Origin of the sequence: Ottowia caeni (assembly GCF_050821495.1) — a bacterium.
In the GTDB taxonomy this organism is placed as follows: Bacteria; Pseudomonadota; Gammaproteobacteria; order Burkholderiales; family Burkholderiaceae_C; genus Ottowia; species Ottowia caeni.
In genome coordinates, this window is the sequence record NZ_CP151080.1 from 3548573 (window position 1) to 3569381 (window position 20809).

The 20809-nt window shown below is 59.9% G+C and carries 20 protein-coding genes, 2 tRNA genes and 6 pseudogenes; 22 read left to right on the top strand and 6 right to left on the bottom strand.

Translation table 11 applies throughout. The annotated features are described in order from the left end of the window. The first annotated feature begins 65 nt into the window (after nt 1-65). The gene (wrbA, locus tag AAAK34_RS16695) at nt 66-668 is read left to right on the top strand and encodes an NAD(P)H:quinone oxidoreductase (protein ID WP_231694226.1); all 603 of its coding nucleotides are present in this window, start codon (nt 66-68) and stop codon (nt 666-668) included. A 91-nt stretch (nt 669-759) separates the two neighbouring features. Here the strand turns inward: wrbA and AAAK34_RS16700 are convergent, their stop codons facing one another. The 3 genes from AAAK34_RS16700 to AAAK34_RS16710 all read right to left on the bottom strand — a co-directional run bounded on the left by AAAK34_RS16700 (nt 760) and on the right by AAAK34_RS16710 (nt 3188). Beyond that, complete coding sequence (locus AAAK34_RS16700) at nt 760-1341, bottom strand: Fe-Mn family superoxide dismutase (protein ID WP_231694225.1); 582 nt, start codon at nt 1339-1341, stop codon at nt 760-762. A gap of 79 nt (nt 1342-1420) precedes the next feature. After that, nucleotides 1421-2830: an exodeoxyribonuclease VII large subunit gene (gene xseA / locus AAAK34_RS16705; RefSeq protein WP_231694224.1), complete on the bottom strand. Its 1410-nt coding sequence runs from the start codon at nt 2828-2830 to the stop codon at nt 1421-1423. A 13-nt stretch (nt 2831-2843) separates the two neighbouring features. Then, nucleotides 2844-3188 carry a hypothetical protein gene (locus AAAK34_RS16710; protein WP_231694223.1) on the bottom strand — a complete coding sequence of 115 codons (345 nt, stop codon included), beginning with the start codon at nt 3186-3188 and terminating at the stop codon, nt 2844-2846. A 3-nt stretch (nt 3189-3191) separates the two neighbouring features. Here AAAK34_RS16710 and AAAK34_RS16715 point away from each other — a divergent pair, with 3 nt between their 5' ends. From AAAK34_RS16715 to AAAK34_RS16810, 20 genes and pseudogenes are all read left to right on the top strand, one after another. Then, nucleotides 3192-3845, top strand: coding sequence for a MotA/TolQ/ExbB proton channel family protein (locus AAAK34_RS16715; protein WP_231694222.1), 654 nt, complete (start codon nt 3192-3194; stop codon nt 3843-3845). Beyond that, nucleotides 3842-4240 (top strand): annotated as a pseudogene (locus tag AAAK34_RS16720) (ExbD/TolR family protein); the annotation flags it as partial. The gene AAAK34_RS16715 and the pseudogene AAAK34_RS16720, both read left to right, overlap by 4 nt. Nucleotides 4241-4539: 299 nt before the next feature. Beyond that, nucleotides 4540-5550: a tetraacyldisaccharide 4'-kinase gene (lpxK, locus tag AAAK34_RS16725; RefSeq protein ID WP_231694220.1), complete on the top strand. Its 1011-nt coding sequence runs from the start codon at nt 4540-4542 to the stop codon at nt 5548-5550. Nucleotides 5551-5559: 9 nt separating this feature from the next. Then, the gene (locus AAAK34_RS16730) at nt 5560-5892 is read left to right on the top strand and encodes an SMR family transporter (RefSeq protein WP_231694219.1); all 333 of its coding nucleotides are present in this window, start codon (nt 5560-5562) and stop codon (nt 5890-5892) included. An 83-nt stretch (nt 5893-5975) separates the two neighbouring features. Next, nucleotides 5976-6185 (top strand): Trm112 family protein, encoded by a 210-nt coding sequence (locus tag AAAK34_RS16735; protein WP_231694218.1) that lies wholly within the window; start codon nt 5976-5978, stop codon nt 6183-6185. Nucleotides 6186-6194: 9 nt separating this feature from the next. After that, nucleotides 6195-6953 (top strand): 3-deoxy-manno-octulosonate cytidylyltransferase, encoded by a 759-nt coding sequence (gene kdsB, locus AAAK34_RS16740; RefSeq protein ID WP_231694217.1) that lies wholly within the window; start codon nt 6195-6197, stop codon nt 6951-6953. A gap of 155 nt (nt 6954-7108) precedes the next feature. After that, nucleotides 7109-7765, top strand: a complete 657-nt coding sequence (adk, locus tag AAAK34_RS16745) for an adenylate kinase (RefSeq protein WP_231694216.1) — start codon at nt 7109-7111, stop codon at nt 7763-7765. A 297-nt stretch (nt 7766-8062) separates the two neighbouring features. After that, a pseudogene (lexA, locus tag AAAK34_RS16750) lies at nt 8063-8721 on the top strand (transcriptional repressor LexA). A gap of 162 nt (nt 8722-8883) precedes the next feature. After that, nucleotides 8884-9294 carry a hypothetical protein gene (locus AAAK34_RS16755; protein WP_231694214.1) on the top strand — a complete coding sequence of 137 codons (411 nt, stop codon included), beginning with the start codon at nt 8884-8886 and terminating at the stop codon, nt 9292-9294. Between the two features lie 73 nt (nt 9295-9367). Continuing rightward, nucleotides 9368-10373, top strand: a pseudogene (locus AAAK34_RS16760) (D-2-hydroxyacid dehydrogenase family protein). 90 nt (nt 10374-10463) lie between these two features. Next, nucleotides 10464-11987 (top strand): 3-hydroxyacyl-CoA dehydrogenase, encoded by a 1524-nt coding sequence (locus tag AAAK34_RS16765; RefSeq protein WP_231694212.1) that lies wholly within the window; start codon nt 10464-10466, stop codon nt 11985-11987. Nucleotides 11988-12060: 73 nt separating this feature from the next. Beyond that, entirely contained in the window at nt 12061-12840 is a 780-nt protein-coding gene (locus tag AAAK34_RS16770) for an oxepin-CoA hydrolase, alternative type (protein ID WP_231694211.1), read from the top strand. Between the two features lie 133 nt (nt 12841-12973). After that, nucleotides 12974-13690: a Crp/Fnr family transcriptional regulator gene (locus AAAK34_RS16775; protein WP_231694210.1), complete on the top strand. Its 717-nt coding sequence runs from the start codon at nt 12974-12976 to the stop codon at nt 13688-13690. Nucleotides 13691-13829: 139 nt separating this feature from the next. Continuing rightward, a complete protein-coding gene (locus AAAK34_RS16780) occupies nt 13830-14915 on the top strand; it encodes a phosphotransferase (RefSeq protein WP_231694209.1) in 1086 nt (361 codons plus the stop codon). 187 nt (nt 14916-15102) lie between these two features. Then, nucleotides 15103-16256, top strand: a pseudogene (locus tag AAAK34_RS16785) (acyl-CoA dehydrogenase family protein). A 100-nt stretch (nt 16257-16356) separates the two neighbouring features. Then, nucleotides 16357-17049, top strand: a complete 693-nt coding sequence (locus AAAK34_RS16790) for a glutathione binding-like protein (RefSeq protein WP_231694207.1) — start codon at nt 16357-16359, stop codon at nt 17047-17049. 57 nt (nt 17050-17106) lie between these two features. Next, nucleotides 17107-17183 (top strand) — tRNA-Pro (locus AAAK34_RS16795). 164 nt (nt 17184-17347) lie between these two features. Further along, a pseudogene (locus AAAK34_RS16800) lies at nt 17348-17467 on the top strand (type II toxin-antitoxin system RelE/ParE family toxin); the annotation flags it as partial. A 12-nt stretch (nt 17468-17479) separates the two neighbouring features. Further along, a pseudogene (locus AAAK34_RS16805) lies at nt 17480-17566 on the top strand (HigA family addiction module antitoxin); the annotation flags it as partial. Nucleotides 17567-17671: 105 nt separating this feature from the next. Then, nucleotides 17672-17950, top strand: a complete 279-nt coding sequence (locus AAAK34_RS16810) for a HigA family addiction module antitoxin (RefSeq protein ID WP_231694510.1) — start codon at nt 17672-17674, stop codon at nt 17948-17950. A gap of 182 nt (nt 17951-18132) precedes the next feature. Here AAAK34_RS16810 and AAAK34_RS16815 read toward each other — a convergent pair whose 3' ends face one another. Next, a complete protein-coding gene (locus tag AAAK34_RS16815) occupies nt 18133-18438 on the bottom strand; it encodes a hypothetical protein (protein WP_231694206.1) in 306 nt (101 codons plus the stop codon). 425 nt (nt 18439-18863) lie between these two features. Here AAAK34_RS16815 and AAAK34_RS16820 point away from each other — a divergent pair. After that, nucleotides 18864-18940 (top strand) — tRNA-Arg (locus AAAK34_RS16820). Nucleotides 18941-19170: 230 nt separating this feature from the next. Here AAAK34_RS16820 and AAAK34_RS16825 read toward each other — a convergent pair. Next, on the bottom strand, nt 19171-20262 hold the full coding sequence (locus AAAK34_RS16825; protein ID WP_231694205.1) for a calcium/sodium antiporter: 1092 nt from the start codon (nt 20260-20262) through the stop codon (nt 19171-19173). Between the two features lie 49 nt (nt 20263-20311). Beyond that, the gene (locus AAAK34_RS16830) at nt 20312-20728 is read right to left on the bottom strand and encodes a hypothetical protein (RefSeq protein WP_231694204.1); all 417 of its coding nucleotides are present in this window, start codon (nt 20726-20728) and stop codon (nt 20312-20314) included. Between the last annotated feature and the right edge of the window lie 81 nt (nt 20729-20809).

Consider the following 20809-nt stretch of genomic DNA (forward strand, 5'->3'; position numbering starts at 1 on the left):
TCGGGGACACGGATTCGAATGATCCGCGCCAATATTTCAAACTCTTCAGACTCAGTCCAAACACAATGTCCAAAGTCCTGGTTCTCTACTATTCCTCTTACGGCCACCTCGAAACCATGGCCAACGCAGTTGCCGAGGGCGCTCGCGCCACGGGTGCTCAGGTAGACGTCAAGCGCGTTCCTGAAACCGTTCCGACAGAAGTGGCCAAGAATGCCTACTTCAAGCTGGATCAAGCAGCCCCCGTGGCCACCGTTGAGGATCTGGTGAACTATGACGCCATCGTGATTGGTGCACCCACACGCTTTGGTCGTATGCCTTCCCAAATGGCCGCTTTCCTCGATCAGGCCGGTGGCCTGTGGGCCCGTGGGGCTCTCAATGGCAAGGTCGGCGGTGCGTTCACCTCCACTGCCACGCAGCACGGCGGCCAGGAAGTGACCCTGTTTTCCATCATCACCAACCTGATGCACTTCGGTATGGTGGTGGTCGGCCTGCCCTACAGCCACGCCGGTCAGATGACCATCGACGAAATCGTGGGTGGCAGCCCTTACGGCGCCACCACCATTGCCGGCGGCCAAGGCCAGCGCCAACCCAGCGCTATTGAACTGGAAGGCGCGCGCCACCAGGGCAAGCTCGTCGCAGAGACGGCGAACAAGTTGTTCCCGGGCTAAAGTATTCGCGAACACATTCCGAACGGGCGCTTTTCAGGCGCCCAACAAAAAAGCCACCTCGCGGTGGCTTTTTTTGTGCTTCAAACTTCGATCAGCCGAAGTTTTTAGCCGCGAAATCCCAGTTTGCCAGCTTCTCGAAGAAGGTCTCGACAAACTTCTGGCGCAGGTTGCGGTAATCGATGTAGTAGGCGTGTTCCCACACGTCCACGGTCAGCACAGGCGTGTCGCCGGTGGTGAGCGGCGTGCCGGCAGCACCCATGTTGACGATATCGACGGAGCCGTCAGCCTTTTTGACCAGCCAGGTCCAGCCAGAGCCGAAGTTGCCCACGGCACTGGTCACGAACGCCTTCTTGAAGTCGGCGAAGCTGCCCCACTTCTTGTTGATCGCATCGGCCAAGGCGCCTGTGGGTTCACCACCGCCTTCAGGCTTCATGCAGTTCCAGAAGAAAGTGTGGTTCCAGATCTGGGCAGCCTGGTTGTAGATGCCACCGCTGGATTTCTTGATGACGTCTTCGAGCTCCATGCTCTCGAACTCGGTGCCTTTTTGCAGCTCGTTCAGCTTGTCAACGTAAGCTTTGTGGTGCTTGTCGTGGTGAAACTCGAGCGTTTCCTTGCTGTAAGCGGTGCCGAGCGAGTCATAGGCATACGGGAGTGGGGGTAGGGTACGTTCCATGCGTGGGTCCTCTTGGTTTAGTTGCCGAATTATCCAACCCACCATCATAGGTGAGCCGTCAACCCTGCATTGTAGGAAGTCAGCCTGAAAATGACTTCAGTACATTCAGATCAACCTTGCCATCCGCAAGGATGGCGCGCAGCCGCTGTCCTGGGTGCGCGGCTGCGGCATGCGTGACAGGATGAGCGTTTTCATCCTCGAGCCAGGCGTAGCCACGTTCCAGCACCCTCTGCGGATCCAGCGCCGCCAGGCGCAGCCCTGCGCGATCCAACCGCTCTCGCGCATTGACCAGGGCACGCTCGGCAGCTTGGGGAAGTCGGTCGGCTGTCCGTGCGATGCGCTCACCTTCGCGCGCCAGATAAGGCACAGGGGTCCGCGCCAGGCGTTCAGCCAAGCGAGTGAGGGCCGAACGCTCACGCTCCAGCCGAATGCGTGCAGCATGAACCAGGCGCTGGGCCTGACGGTCGATTTGCCGGTGCTCCCCAGCCAGCCGAGCCGAGGGGCGGCCCATGCGACCCTGCGCGATATCGAGCCGCTGCGCCTCTGCATCCAGCCGGCGGCGCAGCGCCTGCGCAAGGCGGCCGGAAAGCTGCTTTTGCGCATTCCGCAAGACCTCTTGCGGCACGCTGGCCAGCTCTGCCGCCGCCGTGGGCGTGGGCGCCCGTAAGTCGGCCACAAAATCAGCAATGCTGAAATCAGTCTCGTGGCCGACCCCGACAACCACGGGAACCGGGCTGCGCAAAATGGCGCGTGCCAGCGATTCGTCATTGAAAGCCCACAAATCCTCTATGGAGCCGCCCCCGCGCACCAGCAATATCAGGTCAATCGGGATTCGGCTGGAATCCTCCGCCGGATCAGCTTGCGCCTCTGATGATTCCTGTGCCATCTCATACAGCAGGCTTAGCGCATTGATCAACGCCTCTGGCGCACCTGGTCCCTGGACCGGCGCTGGCGACAGCACTACAGGAATATGCGGCACCCTTCGCGCAAGCGCGGTAAGCACGTCATGCAAGGCCGCAGCGCCAAGCGAAGTCACCAAGCCAATACCGCGGGGCATCGCAGGCAGTGGACGTTTTCGCGTGGCGTCGAATAGCCCCTCGGCTTCCAACTGGGCCTTCAAACGCAGGAACTGCTCGAACAATTGCCCCTGCCCGGCACGCGCCATCGATTCCACAATGAGCTGCAGGTCACCACGAGCTTCATATACCCCCAGGCGGCCACGCACTTCGACCTCATCACCTTCTCGCGGATTGAAGCCGATCAATCCCGCCGCGCGGCGAAACATGGCGCAGCGCAACTGCCCGCTTGCATCCTTGAGCGAAAAATAGCAATGTCCGCTGGACGCGCGCGTAAAACCCGAAATCTCCCCGCGCACCGCCACAGGATTGAAGCGCGCATCGAGACTGTCAGCAATGGCGCGGCATAGTGCGCCAACTGGCCAGATAGTCGGCGCCAATGCTGCATTTCGGTTGTAGAAGCCAGTGTTCATGCGGTCTAACGGTTCATTTCAGGGTTCCGAGTGGCTTGAATACTCCACAGCGCGACGATTCGGGTGCCAACAGGCAGGTTATGGCTGCAAACGCCGACTCTTTCGTGCAAGTTATTGATTTCATTGACTTTTTAATCGCTAATAAAATCATCAAAGTGTCACAAACCGCATCCTGCCTTGCTTTGCGGCAGTTATCCCGGGACTTTTTCACAAAGTTATCCACAGAAATTGTGGCTTTCATTGCGCTTCGACAGCGGAAACGCTGGTTCATGTCGCGGATCAAGCCCAGCCCTTGCGCCATAATCAAGCACATCCATTTTTCCCTGACTTGGCGCTTCTTCGCGTCGAGCGGAGACAAGCCTTGCTTTCGATCATACAAGCCGCTGGCTGGCCAATCTGGCCCCTGATTCTGTGCTCCATTCTGGCTCTGGCCTTCATTCTGGAGCGGTTCATCAAGCTAAAGAGCGCGCGCGTGCTCTCACCGAACTTGACGGATGAAGCCATCAGCGTGTCCAGGGAAGCCGTGCCTGCACCAGACGTGATCAAGCAGCTTGAGGAGCATTCGGCCCTGGGTGCAGTTCTGGCCGCTGGCTGGCGAGCGATTTCCAGCAACCCGCAATGCAGTACCGAAGAGATGCGTGCGGCTATGGAAGCAGCGGGCCGGAAAGCTGCGCACCAGTTGGAACGCTATCTACCCGCCTTGGCCACCATTGCCTCCGCGGCCCCGTTGCTTGGCCTGCTGGGCACTGTGATCGGCATGATCGAGATCTTTGGCTCGCAGGCGCCCAGCGGCTCGCTTTCGGGTGGTAACCCCGCGCAGCTCGCGCATGGCATTTCGGTGGCTCTCTACAACACAGCGTTCGGCCTTATCGTCGCCATTCCGGCACTGATTTTCTGGCGTTATTTTCGTGCCCGGGTTGATGGCTACATCCTGGAACTGGAGCTTTCCGCAGAGCGCTTTGCGCGGCACCTGGAACTCCACTGTGCTCGCACCCGCCGGGGAGTACAGGAGTGAAGTTTCAGGCGCGCAGGGCGGAGGAGCCAGAGATCAACCTGATCCCGTTCATCGACGTGCTGCTGGTGATCCTGATCTTCCTCATGCTGACAACCACCTACAGCAAGTTCACCGAAATGCAACTCACGCTGCCCGTCGCCAATGCCGACGCTCAGCGCGACCGCCCCAAGGAAGTGATCGTTGCCGTGGCCGCAGATGGCCGCTACATGGTTAACCGCGAACCGCTTGCCGGGCAAAGCGTAGATGCGCTGGCATCAGCACTGCGCGGCACCGTCGCCAAAGACGGCATTCTCATCATCAGCGCGGACGCCATGGCCAGCCACCAATCCGTGATATCGGTGATGGAGGCCGCGCGACGCGAAGGCCTGATGCACATTACCTTTGCCGCAAGAAATGGGAATCCCCCTGAGGCGCTGACGCGCCTTCCCCCTGGGGGGGACGCTGCCAGCGGCCGGGCCAAGCCCGCTCCGCGGCAGCCCGCGTATGGCCTGCTCCGCGGCCTTGCGAGTTCATTGGAATCAAAGGACTTTAGTTACCCGCTCTACTAGAGTGCAACAAGCTCCTGAGGCGCTGACGCGCCTTCCCCCTGGGGGGGACGCTGCCAGCGGCCGGGCCAAGCCCGCTCCGCGGCAGCCCGCGCATGGCCTGCTCCGCGGCCTTGCGAGTTCTTTGGGGTTAGCGGCGGTGCCAGGGTATGCAGTCGTCTAAGCGATCCGATCTGGAACAAGCGCTGCTGCGCGGCTGGCGTAGGCGCGGGCTGCTGGCGTGCATGTTATGGCCGCTTTCACTGCTCTATGGCTCGCTTATGGCGTTGCGCAAGGCTCTCTACCGAGTAGGGTTGCTAAAAAAAGAACGCCTTCCAGTGCCTGTTGTCGTGGTCGGCAACGTAGTGGCCGGAGGCGCCGGCAAGACACCCACGACACTGGCCATCACCGAGCATCTGCAAAAACACGGATGGAAGCCTGGCATCATCTCGCGCGGACACGGGCGCCGCACCGAAGATTGCCGTGAAGTGCACCCCGCAGACCACCCCCTCGACGTGGGAGATGAGCCACTCTTGCTGCGCTGCCGCACCGGAGCCCCCGTATTCGTAGCCCGTCGCAGGGCCGAAGCCGGACAAGCATTGCTGTCTACATACCCAAACGTCAATGTTCTGATCTGTGACGACGGCCTGCAACACCTGGCACTGGAGCGAGACGTGGAGGTGTGCGTGTTCGACGCACGTGGGATTGGTAACGGATGGCTTCTTCCTGCTGGCCCCCTGCGGGAGAGTTGGCCGCGCCCCGTTGACCTGATCCTGCAAACGACAAACGAAACAAGTCCCTGGCCTGCCGGTGCCTTTGGTGCACGACGCTCACTGGCCCCGAACGCCCTGGGAGCCGACGGCACCCTCGTTCCCCTGGCGAGCTTGCGGGGAAAGCCGATCACCGCGTTGGCCGGTACTGCCCAGCCTCAATCCTTCTTTGACATGCTTCGCGCAGAAGGCCTGACAATCAAACACACCATCGCCCTGCCAGATCACGACGATTTCGAGAACCTGCCACCCCTACCCGATGAGCGTGCGGCTCTGGTCTGCACAGAAAAGGACGCAGCCAAGCTATGGCGCCATCACCCGGACGCCCTGGCGATTCCGCTCATACTCCAGGTGCCCGACGACTTCCTGGCGGAACTCGATGCAAGGCTGCGCTCCGCAGCCGCCCAATGAGAAAATAGTATGAAACCCTGGTGGATTCTTACCTTGGCTATCGTCACCGAAGTGATCGGCACCGCCGCTCTGAAGGCAAGCGATGGTTTTACCCGCCTTTGGCCTTCGGTACTGGTGGTGCTCAGCTACGGAACCGCGTTCTATTGCTTGGCCCTCACGCTGCGAAGCATACCCATGGGCGTGGCCTACGCGATCTGGTCCGGCCTGGGGCTGGTTCTTATCACGGCAGCGGGCTGGCTGATGTTCGGACAAAAGCTGGACGCGCCTGCCGTGATTGGAATGGCCCTCATCATTACAGGAGTGGCCGTCATGAATCTTTTTTCCAGCGCCACCTCCCACTGAAATGAGTCCACGCTGCTTTTTTGCCTCATTGGGTGCCGGGCTCGCACAGCGCAATATATAACCCCCATAGACGAAGGAAACCCATGGACTCCAAACTCCTCGAACTTCTGGTTTGCCCTGTTACCAAGGGCCCGCTCGACTATGACCGGGAGAAGCAGGAACTCATCTCCCGTTCTGCCCGCTTGGCTTACCCCATCCGCGACGGCATTCCAATCATGCTGGAAGGCGAAGCTCGTCAGGTCTCGGCGGAAGAGATCGAAGGCATGCCCAAACGCACCCCATTAGCGGATTGAGCGCCTCCCGTGAGCTTTACCGTTCTCATACCGGCCCGCCTCGCCTCCACCCGCCTTCCAAACAAGCCGCTGGCCGATATTGGCGGCAAGCCCATGATCGTGCGGGTAGCCGAACGTGCCAAACAATCTGGCGCAGCGCAGGTTGTGGTTGCGGCCGATGCGCCTGAAATCCTGCAAGCCTGCGCCGTGCATGGCGTGCGGGCCGTAGCGACGCGCGCCGACCACCCGAGCGGCAGCGATCGTCTGGCCGAGGCCTGCGAGCAACTCAACCTGGACGGTGAACACGTCATAGTCAACGTGCAGGGAGACGAGCCGCTGATCGACCCCGCACTCATCAATGCTGTGGCCGGCATCCTGGCTCAGCAAAACATGGCTCAGATGGGCACCGCAGCCCACACCATTCATTCGCTGGAAGACTTCACCAACCCAAATGTTGTGAAGGTGATCACCGACATGCAAGGTCTGGCACTCACCTTCAGTCGAGCGCCCCTGCCCTGGTGGCGCGACGGATTTGCCGACGGCATCGCCGCCCTGCCCACAAATCCGGCGCCGCTGCGCCACATTGGAATCTACAGCTACCGTGCGGCCTTTCTGCGCGCCTTCCCCACCTTGCCTCCCGCCCCGCTGGAGCAATGCGAAGCGCTGGAGCAATTGCGCGCACTGTGGCACGGCTACCGCATCGCGGTACACGTGGCCGCCCAGGCACCGGGCCCTGGCGTAGACACGGCACAAGACTTGGCCCGAGTACGCAAACTGTGGGCAAGTTGATTGAAAAACAGTGGAGATATGACTGCGCTGCGAGTCCGACACGAGCACGATTTGCACCCAATGTTGCGTAGCCCGCCTGCCATGATATTCTCGACGTCGACAGCCGGGCCGCGCCGCGCGCATCGGGCCGATACGCATTCCATCTGAGGAACACCATGAAACTGATACTCCTGGGCGCTCCCGGCGCCGGTAAAGGCACGCAAGCCGCCTTCATTTGCCAGCAATACGGTATCCCGCAAATTTCCACTGGCGACATGTTGCGCGCCGCCGTGAAAGCCGGTACGCCACTGGGTTTGCAAGCCAAAAGCGTGATGGATTCAGGTGCACTAGTCAGCGACGACATCATCATCGGCCTGGTCAAGGAACGCATCGCCGAACCCGACTGCGCCGCCGGTTTCCTGTTCGACGGTTTCCCGCGCACCATTCCCCAAGCCGAGGCGATGAAGCAAGCGGGCGTCATGCTCGACTACGTGCTCGAGATCGACGTTCCCTTCGATGCCATCATCGAGCGCATGAGTGGCCGCCGCAGCCACCCCGGTTCGGGTCGCACCTACCATGTCAAGTTCAATCCCCCAAAGGTGGAAGGCCTGGACGATGTCACCGGCGAGCCCCTGGTTCAGCGGGAAGATGACAAGGAAGAAACCGTGAAGAAGCGCCTTCAGGTCTACAGCGAGCAAACCCGTCCACTCGTCGACTACTACAGCAGTTGGGCCAAGGCCGAGCCGGGCTCTGCACCCAAGTACCGTGCCATCAGCGGCACCGGAACCGTTGAAGAAATCACGGCCCGCGCGCTAGAAGCTCTGAAAAGTTGAAGAGTTGAAGAGTTGATATAGAAAGCAAACGCCTCCTGGGCGCAAAAGCCAGCCATCAGTCAGACTGATGGCTGGCTTTTTTTGGGCACAGCACGCCGAAACGAAACCGGTCTTACGAAGTATTTCCCCTTGAAACAACAGGGAACACTTGCGTCCGCGTAAAAACTGAATAAAAATACAGTTACTGGATATCAACACAGGTTTTTATTTTCAGTTTGAGTTTCGTTGTTCTGCCCGTGCAACACTCATCGGCGCCTTCCAGCCCCTTGAACCCACGGCAGCCGGAGGACCCTTACGATGACCGATAGCCCAAAGCTCACCGCTCGCCAGCAGCAGATCCTGCAGTTGGTTCAAAACGCCATTGCGCGCACCGGCGCCCCCCTACCCGTGCCGAGATCGCATCCGAGCTGGGCTTCAAGTCCGCCAACGCGGCGGAAGAGCATCTTCAGGCCTTGGCTCGCAAGGGCGTTATCGAGCTAGTCAGCGGCACATCTCGGGGGATCCGGCTCAAGGGCAGTGCCCGCCAGACTTCGGCATTGCAGCAAATGGCACTGCCCGGGTTAAGCCAATTGGCGCTGCCCCTCGTAGGCCGCGTCGCAGCCGGCTCGCCTATCTTGGCCCAAGAGCACGTCGACCAGACCTACCACCTCGAGGCGGGCCTTTTCGCCCAGAAGCCCGATTACCTCCTGCGCGTGCGCGGCATGTCCATGCGCGATGCTGGCATCATGGACGGCGATCTTCTGGCCGTGCAATCCACCCGTGAGGCCCGCAACGGCCAGATCGTTGTGGCCCGCCTGGGGGACGACGTCACCGTCAAACGCTTTCACCGCCATCACTCCCAGATCGAGCTGCACGCCGAGAATCCGGACTATCCGACCATTGTGGTCGCACCGGGAGAGCCCTTCGAAATTGAAGGCTTGGCTGTCGGCCTGATCCGAAACAGCATGCTCATGTAGCTGCCTCGCGCCGCCGGCAGGTGGCGGGCGTGCAGAAGGTTTTTTGGCTCCACTTAGCGTGGGGCCAGGCTTTCCACACCCTGCGGCGGCGCACCCAAGAGGTACAAAGCCTCGTACGCAATCCTGCCTGTGTTCAACCTCTCTTCATCAAAAGGGTTTCACATGGGATCGAATGTCTTCAAATTTCCAGGCACCGAAGGTTTCAGCGCCTCCTGGAATGCGGCCTCCTACAGCTCCGCCTCGTTGGTGCCGGTGCTTAACATACCCAGCTTCCAGCGCCGGCCCAAGGTATCGCAGCCTCAGTCTGCTCCTGCGGGTGAATCCTGGGGCATGTCCGCGCGGCGGCGCGCGGCCTTGCGCCTTGTCGAATCCGCCGGCGCCTCCACACCTGCGGCGGAGCCTTATCCTGGCCCACAAACACAGCCTCTGCGCGTACTGCGGCTGGTAGAAGCCGGGCAGGCACCGGGCACCGCTGGCCGGCTACGCATGTCGGGTCGTCTGGCAGACGTCTGTGCCGAACTGGATCGCATGGCCTCGGAAGAACTCTCCCGCTCCCATGCCCTGAGGGCTTAATCCTGGATCTGGATCCAGGTTAAAACGCAAGCAACATTCAACCTGACTTTCAAGAGGCAGGCACAATGTGGGGATGAACATCGTGATCCTCGACGACTATCAGGATGCAGTGCGCAAACTGCCATGCGCGACCAAGCTGGAAACGTGGCCGGCCAAGGTCTATACCAACACCGTAAAAGGTTTAGGCCAATTGTCCGTTCGGCTACGCGACGCAGACGTGATCGTGCTCATTCGGGAGCGCACGCATATAACCCGCCCACTCATCGAAAAGCTGCCTAGGCTCAAAATGATCGCCCAGACAGGTCGCGTGGGCAGTCACATCGACGTCAACGCCTGTACCGAGCACGGCATTGCGGTGGCCGAAGGCGTGGGCTCTCCCATCGCGCCAGCGGAGTTGACATGGGCGCTCATCATGACCGCCATGCGGCGGCTGCCGCACTATATTGGAAACCTCAAACACGGCGCCTGGCAGCAGTCAGGGCTCAAGGCAGCCTCCATGCCACCAAATTTTGGCGTCGGGCAGGTACTGCGAGGCAAGACGCTGGGCATCTGGGGCTACGGAAAAATCGGCCAACTGGTTGCGGGCTACGGCCGCGCTTTTGGCATGCGGGTGGTGGTGTGGGGCTCCGAGGCCTCACGTAGTCGCGCCGTGGCTGAGGGCTACCATGCCGCCAACTCCCAAGCCGAGTTTTTCTGAATCCGACGTCTTGTCCCTGCACCTTCGCCTGAACGAAGTGACGCGCGGCATCGTGCGGCTGGAGGATCTCGGGCTGATGAAACCCACCGCGCTGCTGGTGAACACCTCACGCGCTGAACTCATCGCACCCGATGCTCTGGTCAGCGCGCTCAACCGAGGCAACCCCGGAATGGCCGCTGTGGACGTCTTCGAGACCGAGCCGATCCTGCAAGGGCATGCACTGCTGCGCCTGGAAAACTGCATTTGCACACCGCACATAGGTTATGTGGAGCAAGACAGCTACCAGCAATACTTCAGCGCGGCCTTCGACAACGTGGCGAATTTTCTGCGCGGCACCCCCACCAATATCGTGAATCCGGGGGCATTGCAAGTCAGGAGATAGCGCCGTTATCGACGGCCCAGCTGTGCTGGGCCCTCAAAAATATCGCGCGGGTGCGGCCACCCTGCGCGCACTCCGCGATAATCTCCGGCCATGAACACCTCTCGCTTCTCCACAGTTGGCATCGTTGGCACCGGGGCTATGGGCCGCGGTATCGCACAAATCGCCGCCCAGGCCGGCTCGACCGTCCTGCTCTATGACACCCAGCCCGACGCCATAGAAAAGGCCCGGCAGGCCCTTGGCATCCAATGGGACAAGCTGGTAGAAAAAGGCCGGCTGACCCCTGAAGCCGCCGCCGCTCAAAAGGACCGCCTGAAACCAGCCGGCACCCTGGCTGACCTGGCCGAGTGCGACCTCGTCGTGGAAGCCATTGTCGAGAGGCTGGACGTCAAGAAAACCCTGTTCGCAGAGCTCGAAGGTATCGTCAAACCGAGTGCAGTTCTGGCCACCAATACGTCTTCGCTGTCGGTTACAGCCATCGCGGCAAGCCTCAAGCGCCCAGAGCAGTTCGCCGGCTTCCACTTCTTCAACCCCGTACCGCTGATGAAGGTGGTTGAGGTGATCTCGGGCCTCAAAACGAGCGCTGAAACCTGCACAGCCTTGTCCGAGTATGCGCGTCAGATGGGCCACACGCCGGTACAAGCAGGAGACACCCCGGGCTTCATCGTCAACCACGCGGGGCGCGGGTATGGCACGGAAGCGCTGCGCATCGTGAGCGAGGGTGTGGCGGATTTCGCCACCATCGACCGCATCCTGAAAGACCAGGTCGGCTTCAAACTCGGCCCCTTCGAGCTTTTTGACCTCACCGCACTCGATGTCTCGCACCCGGTCATGGAGTCCATTTACCGCCAGTACTACGACGAGCCTCGCTACCGTCCAAGCGTCATTACCGCCCAGCGACTGGCCGGCGGCGTGGTGGGCAAGAAGGTAGGCGAGGGTTTTTACGCCTATGTCAATGGCGTGGCACAAGTAGCTGCGGAACCACCGGTACCTCAAGTGAGCGACCTACCACCCGTGTGGGTTTCCACGCGCGCAGCACGCCGTGCCGAATTGCTGCAGTTGCTCAAGGACCTCGGCGCCAAGATTGAAACCGGTCAGTCTCCGTCACCAGAGGCGTTGACGATCGTAGCCCCGCTTGGCTTCGACATCACCACCGTCGCAGTGGTCGAGCGGCTCGACCCTGCCCGTACGGTCGGCATCGACATGCTGATCGACGACAAGGCGACCAAGAGGCGCGTACTCGCCACCAACCCTGCCACCCGTACAGACATGCGCGACGCCGCACATGCCCTGTTCGCGCGAGACGGGAAACCTGTCAGCGTCATCCGCGATTCTGGCGGCTTCGTTACCCAGCGCGTCGTGGGCACCATTGTCAACATCGCCAGCGACATGTGCCAGCAGCGCGTGTGCAGCCCGCAGGATCTGGAAACAGCGGTGACCCTTGGCCTCGGATACCCCCTGGGCCCACTCGCCATGGGTGATACCTTCGGTCCGGCGAACGTACTGGAAGTATTGTTCAACATGCAGACCGTGTACGGAGACACGCGCTACCGCCCCAGCCCCTGGCTGCGCCGACGTGGCGCCATCGGCCTGTCGCTAAAGCACGAGGAGGCTTGACCCCACTCTTAGCCGCGGGCCCACGGCCCCGGCGTCTAGATTTTTCCGTTTAGCCCTCGCGAAGAAGTAACCCATGACCTCCGAACTGCGCAGCACGGCCGAAGGCCGAACGATGGTGCTGACCATCAGCAACCCCGAGCATCGCAATGCCCTCGGCCCAGAAATGTACGCTGCCGGAGTCGAGGCCCTCAGCGTGGCTGAGTCCAACGCCGACGTTCGCAGCGTCATCATCGTCGGCGAGGGCAACACCTTCAGCGCAGGGGGTAACCTTCAGCGCCTGCAAGCCAACCGGCAACAACCTCCGGAATATCAGGCCCGCAGCATTGAAGGCCTGCACACCTGGATCGAGGCGATTCGCGCCTTTCCAAAACCTGTGATCGCCGCCGTGGAAGGCCCTGCTGCCGGAGCCGGTTTCTCGTTGGCTCTGGCTTGCGACATGATCGTAGCCGCTAACAACGCCGTCTTTGTCATGGCGTATAGCAACATCGCGCTCTCGCCTGATGGTGGAGCCAGCTGGAGTCTCAGCGCCGCGCTGCCGCGTCAGCTGGTGACTGAGCTGCTCATGTGCGGCGAGCGCATCGACGCACAACGCTTGCACGCGCTAGGGGTGGTGAACCGCTTGTCCGATGCGGGCGAGGCCTTATCCACCGCACTGGCTTTGGCTGAAAAACTCAACGTTCGGGCACCCAATGCACTGGCCAGCGCGAAGGAACTGGTCAACGACGCTCCAGGACACACATTGCCCGAGCATCTGGCCCAGGAGCGCGATCACTTCGTAAAAAACCTACACCATGCCAACGCGGGGATCGGCATCGCCGCTTTCCTGGCCAAGCAAAAGCCGAAATACGAATGAGCAGCCGAAGCATGCCGCCCTGCTGCGAACTGCAACGAAAGCGAGGGTGGCGTGCCAGTGCAGGCAAATGCCGGGCCGAACCCGGCACGGTGTACGCACCAAGGTTTGGCCGCAGTCACCCATAAGACAGCCAATGGACGATCCCATACTTACCATGGAGGAACGCGAGGCGATCAACAATGGTCGCTGGTTTTCCTCACTCTCACCTTCGCTGCGGCACGACATTCTGAGATGCGCCCAAGTCAAACGCTATTCCGATGGCGAACTGATCACCGCCCGCGGAGAAGCACCCGAAGAATGGATCGCATGCGCCAAGGGCGCCGTACGCATCAGCTCGACAACCCTCACGGGCAAGCAGATTACCCTGACCTATGTGGAGCCGGGCATCTGGTTCGGCGACGTGGCCATCATCGATGGGGATCGGCGCACGCACGATGCCTATGCCCACGGGCTGACGACCATTGTGGGTGTAGCGCGATCAGACTTCCTGAGAATTCTCGATCAGCACCCCGAGCTCTACGAAGCGCTCTTGAAGCTGCATGCACGCCGAATTCGGCTTCTGTTCGGGCAGGTCGAAGATCTCAATTCTCTGCCGCTGCGTGCACGCCTGGCCAAGCAACTGGGGTTTCTTGCGCGCAGCTATGGTGCACAAGAGACGGACAGCGACGAGGTGCGCATCACTTTGCAGTTGGCACAGGAAGAGTTGGCGCAGTTGCTCGGCGCATCTCGCCAACGAGTAAACCAGGAACTCAAGACCATGGAGCGCGAGGGGGCCATCCGCATCGAGCCAGCAGGACTTGTAGTGTGCGACCGGCATGCCCTGCGACGAATTGCCGAGACCGAAGCCTAACGTGCTGCCGAAACCTTCCTCATTCTTCTGAGGTTCGGGTTGAATGCGGCAATTCGTTCGGCGAGGCACTTCCGGCCATCGAGACAGCGCCTTCGCGTTTTGATTCAATCACCGGCTGACTTCACCAGGACCGCACCGCATGAGCACCCCAAGCGCACCCCCGAGCACCAATCCAGTCTCGCAGACCCACACCTTCGATGTCGGAGCCCTGTCCAGTTGGCTCATGCAGAATCTCGAGGGCTTCACAGGCCCTCTCAGCGTGGAGATGTTCCATGGCGGGCAGTCTAACCCGACCTACAAGCTGATCACGCCAGGGCAAACCTATGTAATGCGGTCCAAACCCGGGCCTGTTTCAAAGCTGCTGCCTTCAGCCCACGCCATTGAGCGGGAATTCGCCGTCATGCGCGGGCTGCACGGTACCGATGTCCCCGTGGCCAGAATGTACGCACTGTGCGAAGACGAATCCGTGATCGGAAGAGCGTTCTACATCATGGAGTTTGTAGCCGGCCGCGTCCTTTGGGACCAGACTCTTCCGGGCATGAGCCCTTCAGAGAGAGCCGGCATCTATGACGAGATGAACCGTGTCATCGCGGCCCTGCACACCGTGAAGTTTGCAGAGCGCGGCCTGGCCAGCTACGGCAAACCCGGCAATTACTTTGAACGCCAGATCAGCCGCTGGAGCAAGCAGTACCAGGCTTCGATCACGCAGCCGATCCCCGCGATGGATCGCCTCCTCGAATGGCTGCCTGCAAATATCCCGGCAAGCGCCCAAGGCGACAGTCTGGTGAGCATCGTGCACGGGGACTACCGGATGGACAACCTCATGTTCCACCCGACAGAGCCACGCGTGCTGGCAGTTCTCGACTGGGAACTGTCGACCCTGGGTCACCCGCTGGCAGATTTTGCCTACAACTGCATGTCATGGCACATTCCGCCCGGCACATTCCGAGGCATCGGCGGGGTCGACCTGCAATCCCTGGGCATTCCCACGGAGCAGGAGTACATTCGCCTTTACTGCGAACGCACCGGTTTCACGACCCCAGAGGCCCTCACCCCCGACTGGAACTTCTACCTCGCCTACAACATGTTCCGCATTGCAGCCATTTTGCAAGGCATTGCCAAGCGTGTAGAGGCAGGCACTGCGTCAAGCGAGCAAGCGCGCATCAACGGCGCTGGCGCACGCCCTATGGCCGAGCTGGCGTGGCAGTTCGCTCAGCAGGCCTAGGTACGCTTCGCGATCTGAGATCGTGAATACGTACTCAGAGTCTACCCACCGGGCTTTCAAGTCGCCGACAGCCTCCTCAACCGCACGCGCGCCGGCGTCCGTTTCTTCTAACTCTCACAAGGATGACACCATGAATTTCGAATATTCCGCCAAGGTCAAGGAAATGCAGGCGAAGCTGCTGGCGTTCATGGACGAGCACATCTACCCCAATGAGAGCGTCTACCTGCAGGAGATTGCTGCCAACCGCGCCAATGGCAACGCCTGGATACCCACCAGAATCATCGAAGAGCTGAAACCCAAGGCCCGCGCTGCCGGGTTGTGGAACCTTTTCCTCCCCAGATCCGAGCGCGCTCCCCAGGGCCTGTCGAACCTCGAATATGCGCCTCTGTGCGAGATCATGGGCCGAGTGCCTTGGGCGCCGGAAGTTTTCAATTGCTCGGCTCCCGACACGGGCAACATGGAAACCCTGGAGCGCTACGGCTCCGAAGCAAACAAGGACCAATGGCTTGAACCGTTGCTGCGCGGTGAAATACGTTCGGCTTTTCTGATGACCGAGCCGGCCGTTGCGTCATCGGACGCCACGAACATTGAATGCACCATGCGTCGCGAGGGTGACGAATATGTGATCAATGGTCGCAAGTGGTGGTCTTCCGGCGTAGGAGACCCGCGCTGCGCAATCCTGATCGTCATGGGTAAGACCGACCCCGATGCTGCTCGCCACGCACAGCAATCCATGATTCTGGTGCCCGCCAACACCCCGGGCGTCAATGTCATCCGGCCGCTCACCATCTTCGGCTACGACGACGCACCCCACGGCCATATGGAAGTCGAGCTAAAGGACGTACGGGTGCCCGTAGGCAACCTGCTGGTTGGCGAGGGTCAGGGCTTTTCCATTGCCCAAGGACGCCTTGGCCCAGGGCGCATTCATCATTGCATGCGCTCTATTGGCGTTGCCGAACGAGCACTTGAGTTGATGTGCAAACGCCTGAACGAGCGCGTCGCTTTTGGCAAGCCGCTCTCCACGCAAGGCGTCTGGAGGAGCGCATTGCCGAAGCGCGCTGCATGATTGAACAGGCGCGCCTGCTGACACTCAAAGCCGCCTACATGATGGACACCGTAGGCAACAAGGTAGCCCAAGCCGAGATCGCCATGATCAAAATCGTGGCCCCGAACATGTCTCTCCAGATTATCGACTGGGCCATGCAGGCACACGGCGCTGCCGGCATCAGCGGAGATACGCCACTGGCCTATGCCTATGCCTACCAGCGCACACTTCGCTTTGCCGATGGCCCGGACGAAGTGCACCGCAATGCACTGGCAAAGCTGGAGTTGGCTCGCTAAGAGCGCTTACTTCGGGTTCACTCCGTATCAACCAGCTGCTCCTGCGTGTAAATTCCAACCCTGTCCAGGTTGTACCCCATCATTTTCAGGAGCTTTGCCCGTGATCGACGTCTACACTTGGCCCACCCCCAACGGCCACAAAGTTCACATCATGCTGGAGGAGTGTGGCCTGCCCTACCGAGCGCTGCCGATCAACATCGGCAAAGGCGATCAGTTCCAGCCTGACTTCCTCAAAATCAGCCCCAACAACAAGATCCCCGCCATCATCGACCCCGAAGGCCCAGACGGCGAGCCGATCTCGGTCTTCGAGTCAGGCGCCATCTTGCTGTACCTGGCAGAAAAGACAGGGCGCTTCATGCCCGCCAGCGTTCGGGGCAGATACGACGTATTGCAGTGGCTGATGTTCCAGATGGGCGGAGTCGGCCCCATGCTGGGCCAGGCGCATCACTTTCGCGTCTACGCGCCGGAGAAAGTTCCTTACGCTATCGACCGCTACACCAACGAAGCCCGTCGCCTCTATGGCGTCATGGATCGCCAACTCCAGTCGCACGACTACATCGCCGGAAACGAGTACACCATTGCCGACATCGCGATTTTTCCGTGGCTGCGGTCCTGGCAGAACCAGGGCATTGACTGGGCGGACTTCCCCACCCTAAAGGCCTGGTTCGACCGCATTGGCGAGCGCCCTGCCGTGCAGCGTGGCGTACAAGTTTTGGCGGACCTGCGCAAAACCCCACACACGGATGCCGAGAAGGAAGTGCTGTTTGGGAAGACGCAGCATCAAAAACATTGAATCTTTTTCTCTCTCCCTCAGAAACACCCAAACTTCGATGTAGAATCACGGTTTAGTCGGAGCGTAGCGCAGCCTGGTAGCGCATCTGCTTTGGGAGCAGAGGGTCGCGAGTTCGAATCCCGCCGCTCCGACCATAAATCGTAGTGCCGGCAGTCATTTAGGTGACTGTCGGCATTTTCGTTTCTGGCGCTGACTCTAAGAGGGTGCAATCCACCCGATCAAGCTGCCTTCAACGGCGATCGTGGTGGCTGCTTTGGGTGCGCAGTGAATCTATTCGTTAGTTTTCTGCAAGACCCGGGAAGATCTCCAGGGGGGCCGTAAAGGTCAGCACAGCATTCGCGTCAACGCCCAATGGCGCGTTTGCTTCATTTGGACAGATCAAGGCCCGGCGAATGTTGAAATCGTCGATTACCACTGAAAGGACTTACACATGTTCAAGAGCGGAATGCGTCCAGTTCACCCCGGTGAGGTTCTGCGCGAGGACTACATGAAGCCTCTCAACCTGAGCTCCAATGCCCTAGTGTCCTGAATTGCAAATTCGTTGAACAAATCCACCGACAATCGCCCCCATGCTGCGTCACAAAGCCTCGCGATACCACTCGGTATCACTGCGTTTTGCTCCTTGCCTGGCGCCGATTTCGGCAGATTTTGTTCTTCAACGAACTTACAACCCAGGACACTAGCTAAGCTGCTGCATGTCCCGGCATCTCGTGTCAATGACATTGTTCTTGAGCGCCGTGGCGTCACTGCGGATACGGCGCTACGGCTTACCCGCTGCTTCGGCGGCGATGCTCAATCGTGGCTCTATCTACAAAGCATGTACGACCTGCGAACTGCAGAAATCAGCACCGCACAAGCCATCGCCAAGGAGGTTGAGCCCTTTGAACCGGCTCATGCTTGACATGACTACCACCGCAATGGAATTCTGAGAGCCTGTTCGAAATCTCTGCGCGAGGGCTGTTCTGTCAGTTGCACGACGCTCGAAAAGCTGTGGCTGCATGCGGTGCGGAACAGACACAAGAAGCCTCGCGACGAGATAGTAAACACGCTCGGAGCAAACAGCCTCCAAGCTGACTCTATCACTCAGGCAGTCTTGGCTTCGCCCTCCCCCTTGGATTTACCCCTCGTAGCGGATTCATCGGACTTCAGCGCGGCCATCTGCAAGGACACATCGAACAAACGGGCCTTGCTGGCATAGTGCCGATCCAACCGCCATTCGTCGAGAATCTCCAGCGCCAGCTTGAACTTGTCGAAGTCCAGTAGGTACAGGTCGGTAATCGGAAATTGCGCTTCTGACTCCAACGCCAACACCAACCGAGACAGCGTCTTGGCATTGGAATCGTCGGGCTTGCGCTCGATGTATTTACGGGCTTCTTTGATTGCGCGCATGATGTAATTTCTAAGAGTGGAGGTCGTGAACGGGCCACTCCTCCTGAGCTAAGTACATGTCAAACAAGTCTTCACCTCCGGCGGCTCGCTCTTGCACTTCAGCTACCGTCGTTACGAAAAGACTGCTGGCACGGGTGTTTACCCTGAGCTAACAGGGCAATCCTAGCCGATATAGCCCCCACCTTCCACCTCGTCATGTATTTGCAACTTAATTGACATCTTCTAGGTTCACACGGCCCTGACCATCTCCTGCGATTACTACCGCCCAGCTTTTTGCTCGTCATGGTGCGGTACACTCCTTGACCTAACGAATCTTGGCAACAAGCGTGGCACCCAGCACCCGTTAGAACAGAAGGCGCGAGAGGCGCAAGCATGGCTCTTTCGTCTTTTCAGCCCCTCGGTCGGGCTATCCAGTTTTCATGTACCTGCCCGTAGCTCAGTTGGATAGAGCAACGGCCTTCTAAGCCGTGGGTCGGGGGTTCGACTCCCTCCGGGCAGGCCACATCAGGCTCTCACACAGCCTCACACCCTCTCAAAACCCGCACGTTTCCTGGCATTGCGGGTTTTTTGTTGTCTCACAGGGCATCACAGGGGGGCAAACATGGCACTGACAGACACATGCGTTCGACAGGTCAGGCACCCGCAGGTTGCCAGGGGTCGTGCGTGTGCAGAAGCTAACCGTTGTCAAAGTGATTGACGACCACTCATGCTCCAGCATCAGTGAACGACCGATTAGGTCTGAGATCCGCTGGCTATTGGCGGACGGCGGATCATCACCACCACCAAGGTCACCACAGTGAGTGGTACGACGAAGCCCAGCATCACACCAGAGAAAGCCTGCAACGCGTCGTGCTGCTGTGCCAACAGGATCAGGTAGGTCACGTAAGCGATGTAGTAACCCAGGAAAAGGCCTCCTTCCCAGCGCGCGATCTCGCGGCCGGTCAGGAAGACCGGCAGGCAAGCAAGTGCCACCGCCAGCATGACCCAGATATCGAATGCCAGAATCGATGGTGCAATTGTCAGGCCGAGATCACCCGACACCAGACCAGACAGACCCAGACACCCCAGGATGTTGAAGGTGTTGCTGCCGACGACATTGCCCACAGCGATGTCGCGTTCGCCCTTAAAGGCTGCTGTGATGCTGGTGGCCACCTCGGGCATGCTGGTGCCGGCGGCCACGACCGTGAGGCCGATAACGATGTCACTCACACCCATGGCCTTGGCAAAACTCACCGAGGCCTGCACGAGGTAGTCCGAGCCGTAAACAAGGGCCACCAATCCAGCAGCGATCAATCCAATCTGCGCAGCCCAGTGCCCATCCCAGGCACTGGGCTGCGCAGGTTGAAACTCCCCGGAAAATTCGTCTTTCGCAGCCTGCGTCTCGCTGCGCGACCGCACGAGGAGAAATGCGGTGTAGGCCAGCATCAAGACGAAAAGGAATCCGCCGTCAAGGAAAGACAACTGGCCGTCCAGCGAGAGAGCCAGCAGCAACAGGCTGGCGCCCAGCATGATCGGAACCTCTTGCCGGATTAACTGGATATTGACTACCAGCGGTGCGATCAAAGCACTGATACCCAAGATGAATAGCACGTTGAGCACATTGCTACCGACCACGTTGCCAACGGCGATGTCGGTGTTGCCGTCGAGCACGGCACCGACACTCACCGCGAGTTCGGGCGCGCTGGTACCAAACGCCACGATGGTGAGACCGACGACGAGCGGACTGATGCCAAAAGACATCGCCAGCTTGGACGCGCCGCGCACTAACGTGTTGGCGCCGATCACCAAGAGGATCAGGCCGCCGAAAAACATAAGCAGATTCATGAACAGAGTGTGTAGTTAAGAGAGCGCAAGGGCGAGCGCGTGGCGCCCATCAGGAGACTGGCTGATTCGGCGGCAGAGCACCTGAGTCACGACCCCGGCCAAGCCAAAACCCAAGGAGCAGGTGCATACCCACCCCCAGCAGGATCAGCAACACGCTTCCAATACCCCAGATGCCCCAGGTCGCTACCGTGAGCACGCCGGCAAGCGCCGGTGCGGCCTGCAGCACCGTATCGACCACAGGCCCAAGACCCGCTATCAGTTGGGCGATAACCTGCACAAGCTCAGGCGGCACCCAGGGTGCCAGCCACTCCGGTAGGGCGAGTGCTCCGGAGTCCAGGACGGCACCGGAAAGCGCCCCCGCGTTGGCTACGGTCCATGTCACCACGGCATGCAGTGCCCAGGCAGCCAGGAACCACAGTGCCAGAAGCACGAAGACGACAAACCAGCTCAGGACGTAGAACATCATCGGATGATTGAGTTGTGAGGGGACCTGTCGGATTGTGGGGTTAAACATCATCAGAACAAACCAGAGTTCTCCGCATCTAAG

What these genes read in the sequence shown, in the direction of transcription:
- wrbA (WP_231694226.1), top strand. Translation starts at nt 66, where the DNA reads ATGTCCAAAGTCCTGGTTCTCTACTATTCCTCTTACGGCCACCTCGAA.
- AAAK34_RS16700 (WP_231694225.1), bottom strand. Translation starts at nt 1,341, where the DNA reads ATGGAACGTACCCTACCCCCACTCCCGTATGCCTATGACTCGCTCGGC.
- xseA (WP_231694224.1), bottom strand. Translation starts at nt 2,830, where the DNA reads ATGAACACTGGCTTCTACAACCGAAATGCAGCATTGGCGCCGACTATC.
- lpxK (WP_231694220.1), top strand. Translation starts at nt 4,540, where the DNA reads ATGCAGTCGTCTAAGCGATCCGATCTGGAACAAGCGCTGCTGCGCGGC.
- AAAK34_RS16730 (WP_231694219.1), top strand. Translation starts at nt 5,560, where the DNA reads ATGAAACCCTGGTGGATTCTTACCTTGGCTATCGTCACCGAAGTGATC.
- AAAK34_RS16735 (WP_231694218.1), top strand. Translation starts at nt 5,976, where the DNA reads ATGGACTCCAAACTCCTCGAACTTCTGGTTTGCCCTGTTACCAAGGGC.
- adk (WP_231694216.1), top strand. Translation starts at nt 7,109, where the DNA reads ATGAAACTGATACTCCTGGGCGCTCCCGGCGCCGGTAAAGGCACGCAA.
- AAAK34_RS16755 (WP_231694214.1), top strand. Translation starts at nt 8,884, where the DNA reads ATGGGATCGAATGTCTTCAAATTTCCAGGCACCGAAGGTTTCAGCGCC.
- AAAK34_RS16765 (WP_231694212.1), top strand. Translation starts at nt 10,464, where the DNA reads ATGAACACCTCTCGCTTCTCCACAGTTGGCATCGTTGGCACCGGGGCT.
- AAAK34_RS16770 (WP_231694211.1), top strand. Translation starts at nt 12,061, where the DNA reads ATGACCTCCGAACTGCGCAGCACGGCCGAAGGCCGAACGATGGTGCTG.
- AAAK34_RS16775 (WP_231694210.1), top strand. Translation starts at nt 12,974, where the DNA reads ATGGACGATCCCATACTTACCATGGAGGAACGCGAGGCGATCAACAAT.
- AAAK34_RS16780 (WP_231694209.1), top strand. Translation starts at nt 13,830, where the DNA reads ATGAGCACCCCAAGCGCACCCCCGAGCACCAATCCAGTCTCGCAGACC.
- AAAK34_RS16815 (WP_231694206.1), bottom strand. Translation starts at nt 18,438, where the DNA reads ATGCGCGCAATCAAAGAAGCCCGTAAATACATCGAGCGCAAGCCCGAC.
- AAAK34_RS16825 (WP_231694205.1), bottom strand. Translation starts at nt 20,262, where the DNA reads ATGAATCTGCTTATGTTTTTCGGCGGCCTGATCCTCTTGGTGATCGGC.
- AAAK34_RS16830 (WP_231694204.1), bottom strand. Translation starts at nt 20,728, where the DNA reads ATGATGTTCTACGTCCTGAGCTGGTTTGTCGTCTTCGTGCTTCTGGCA.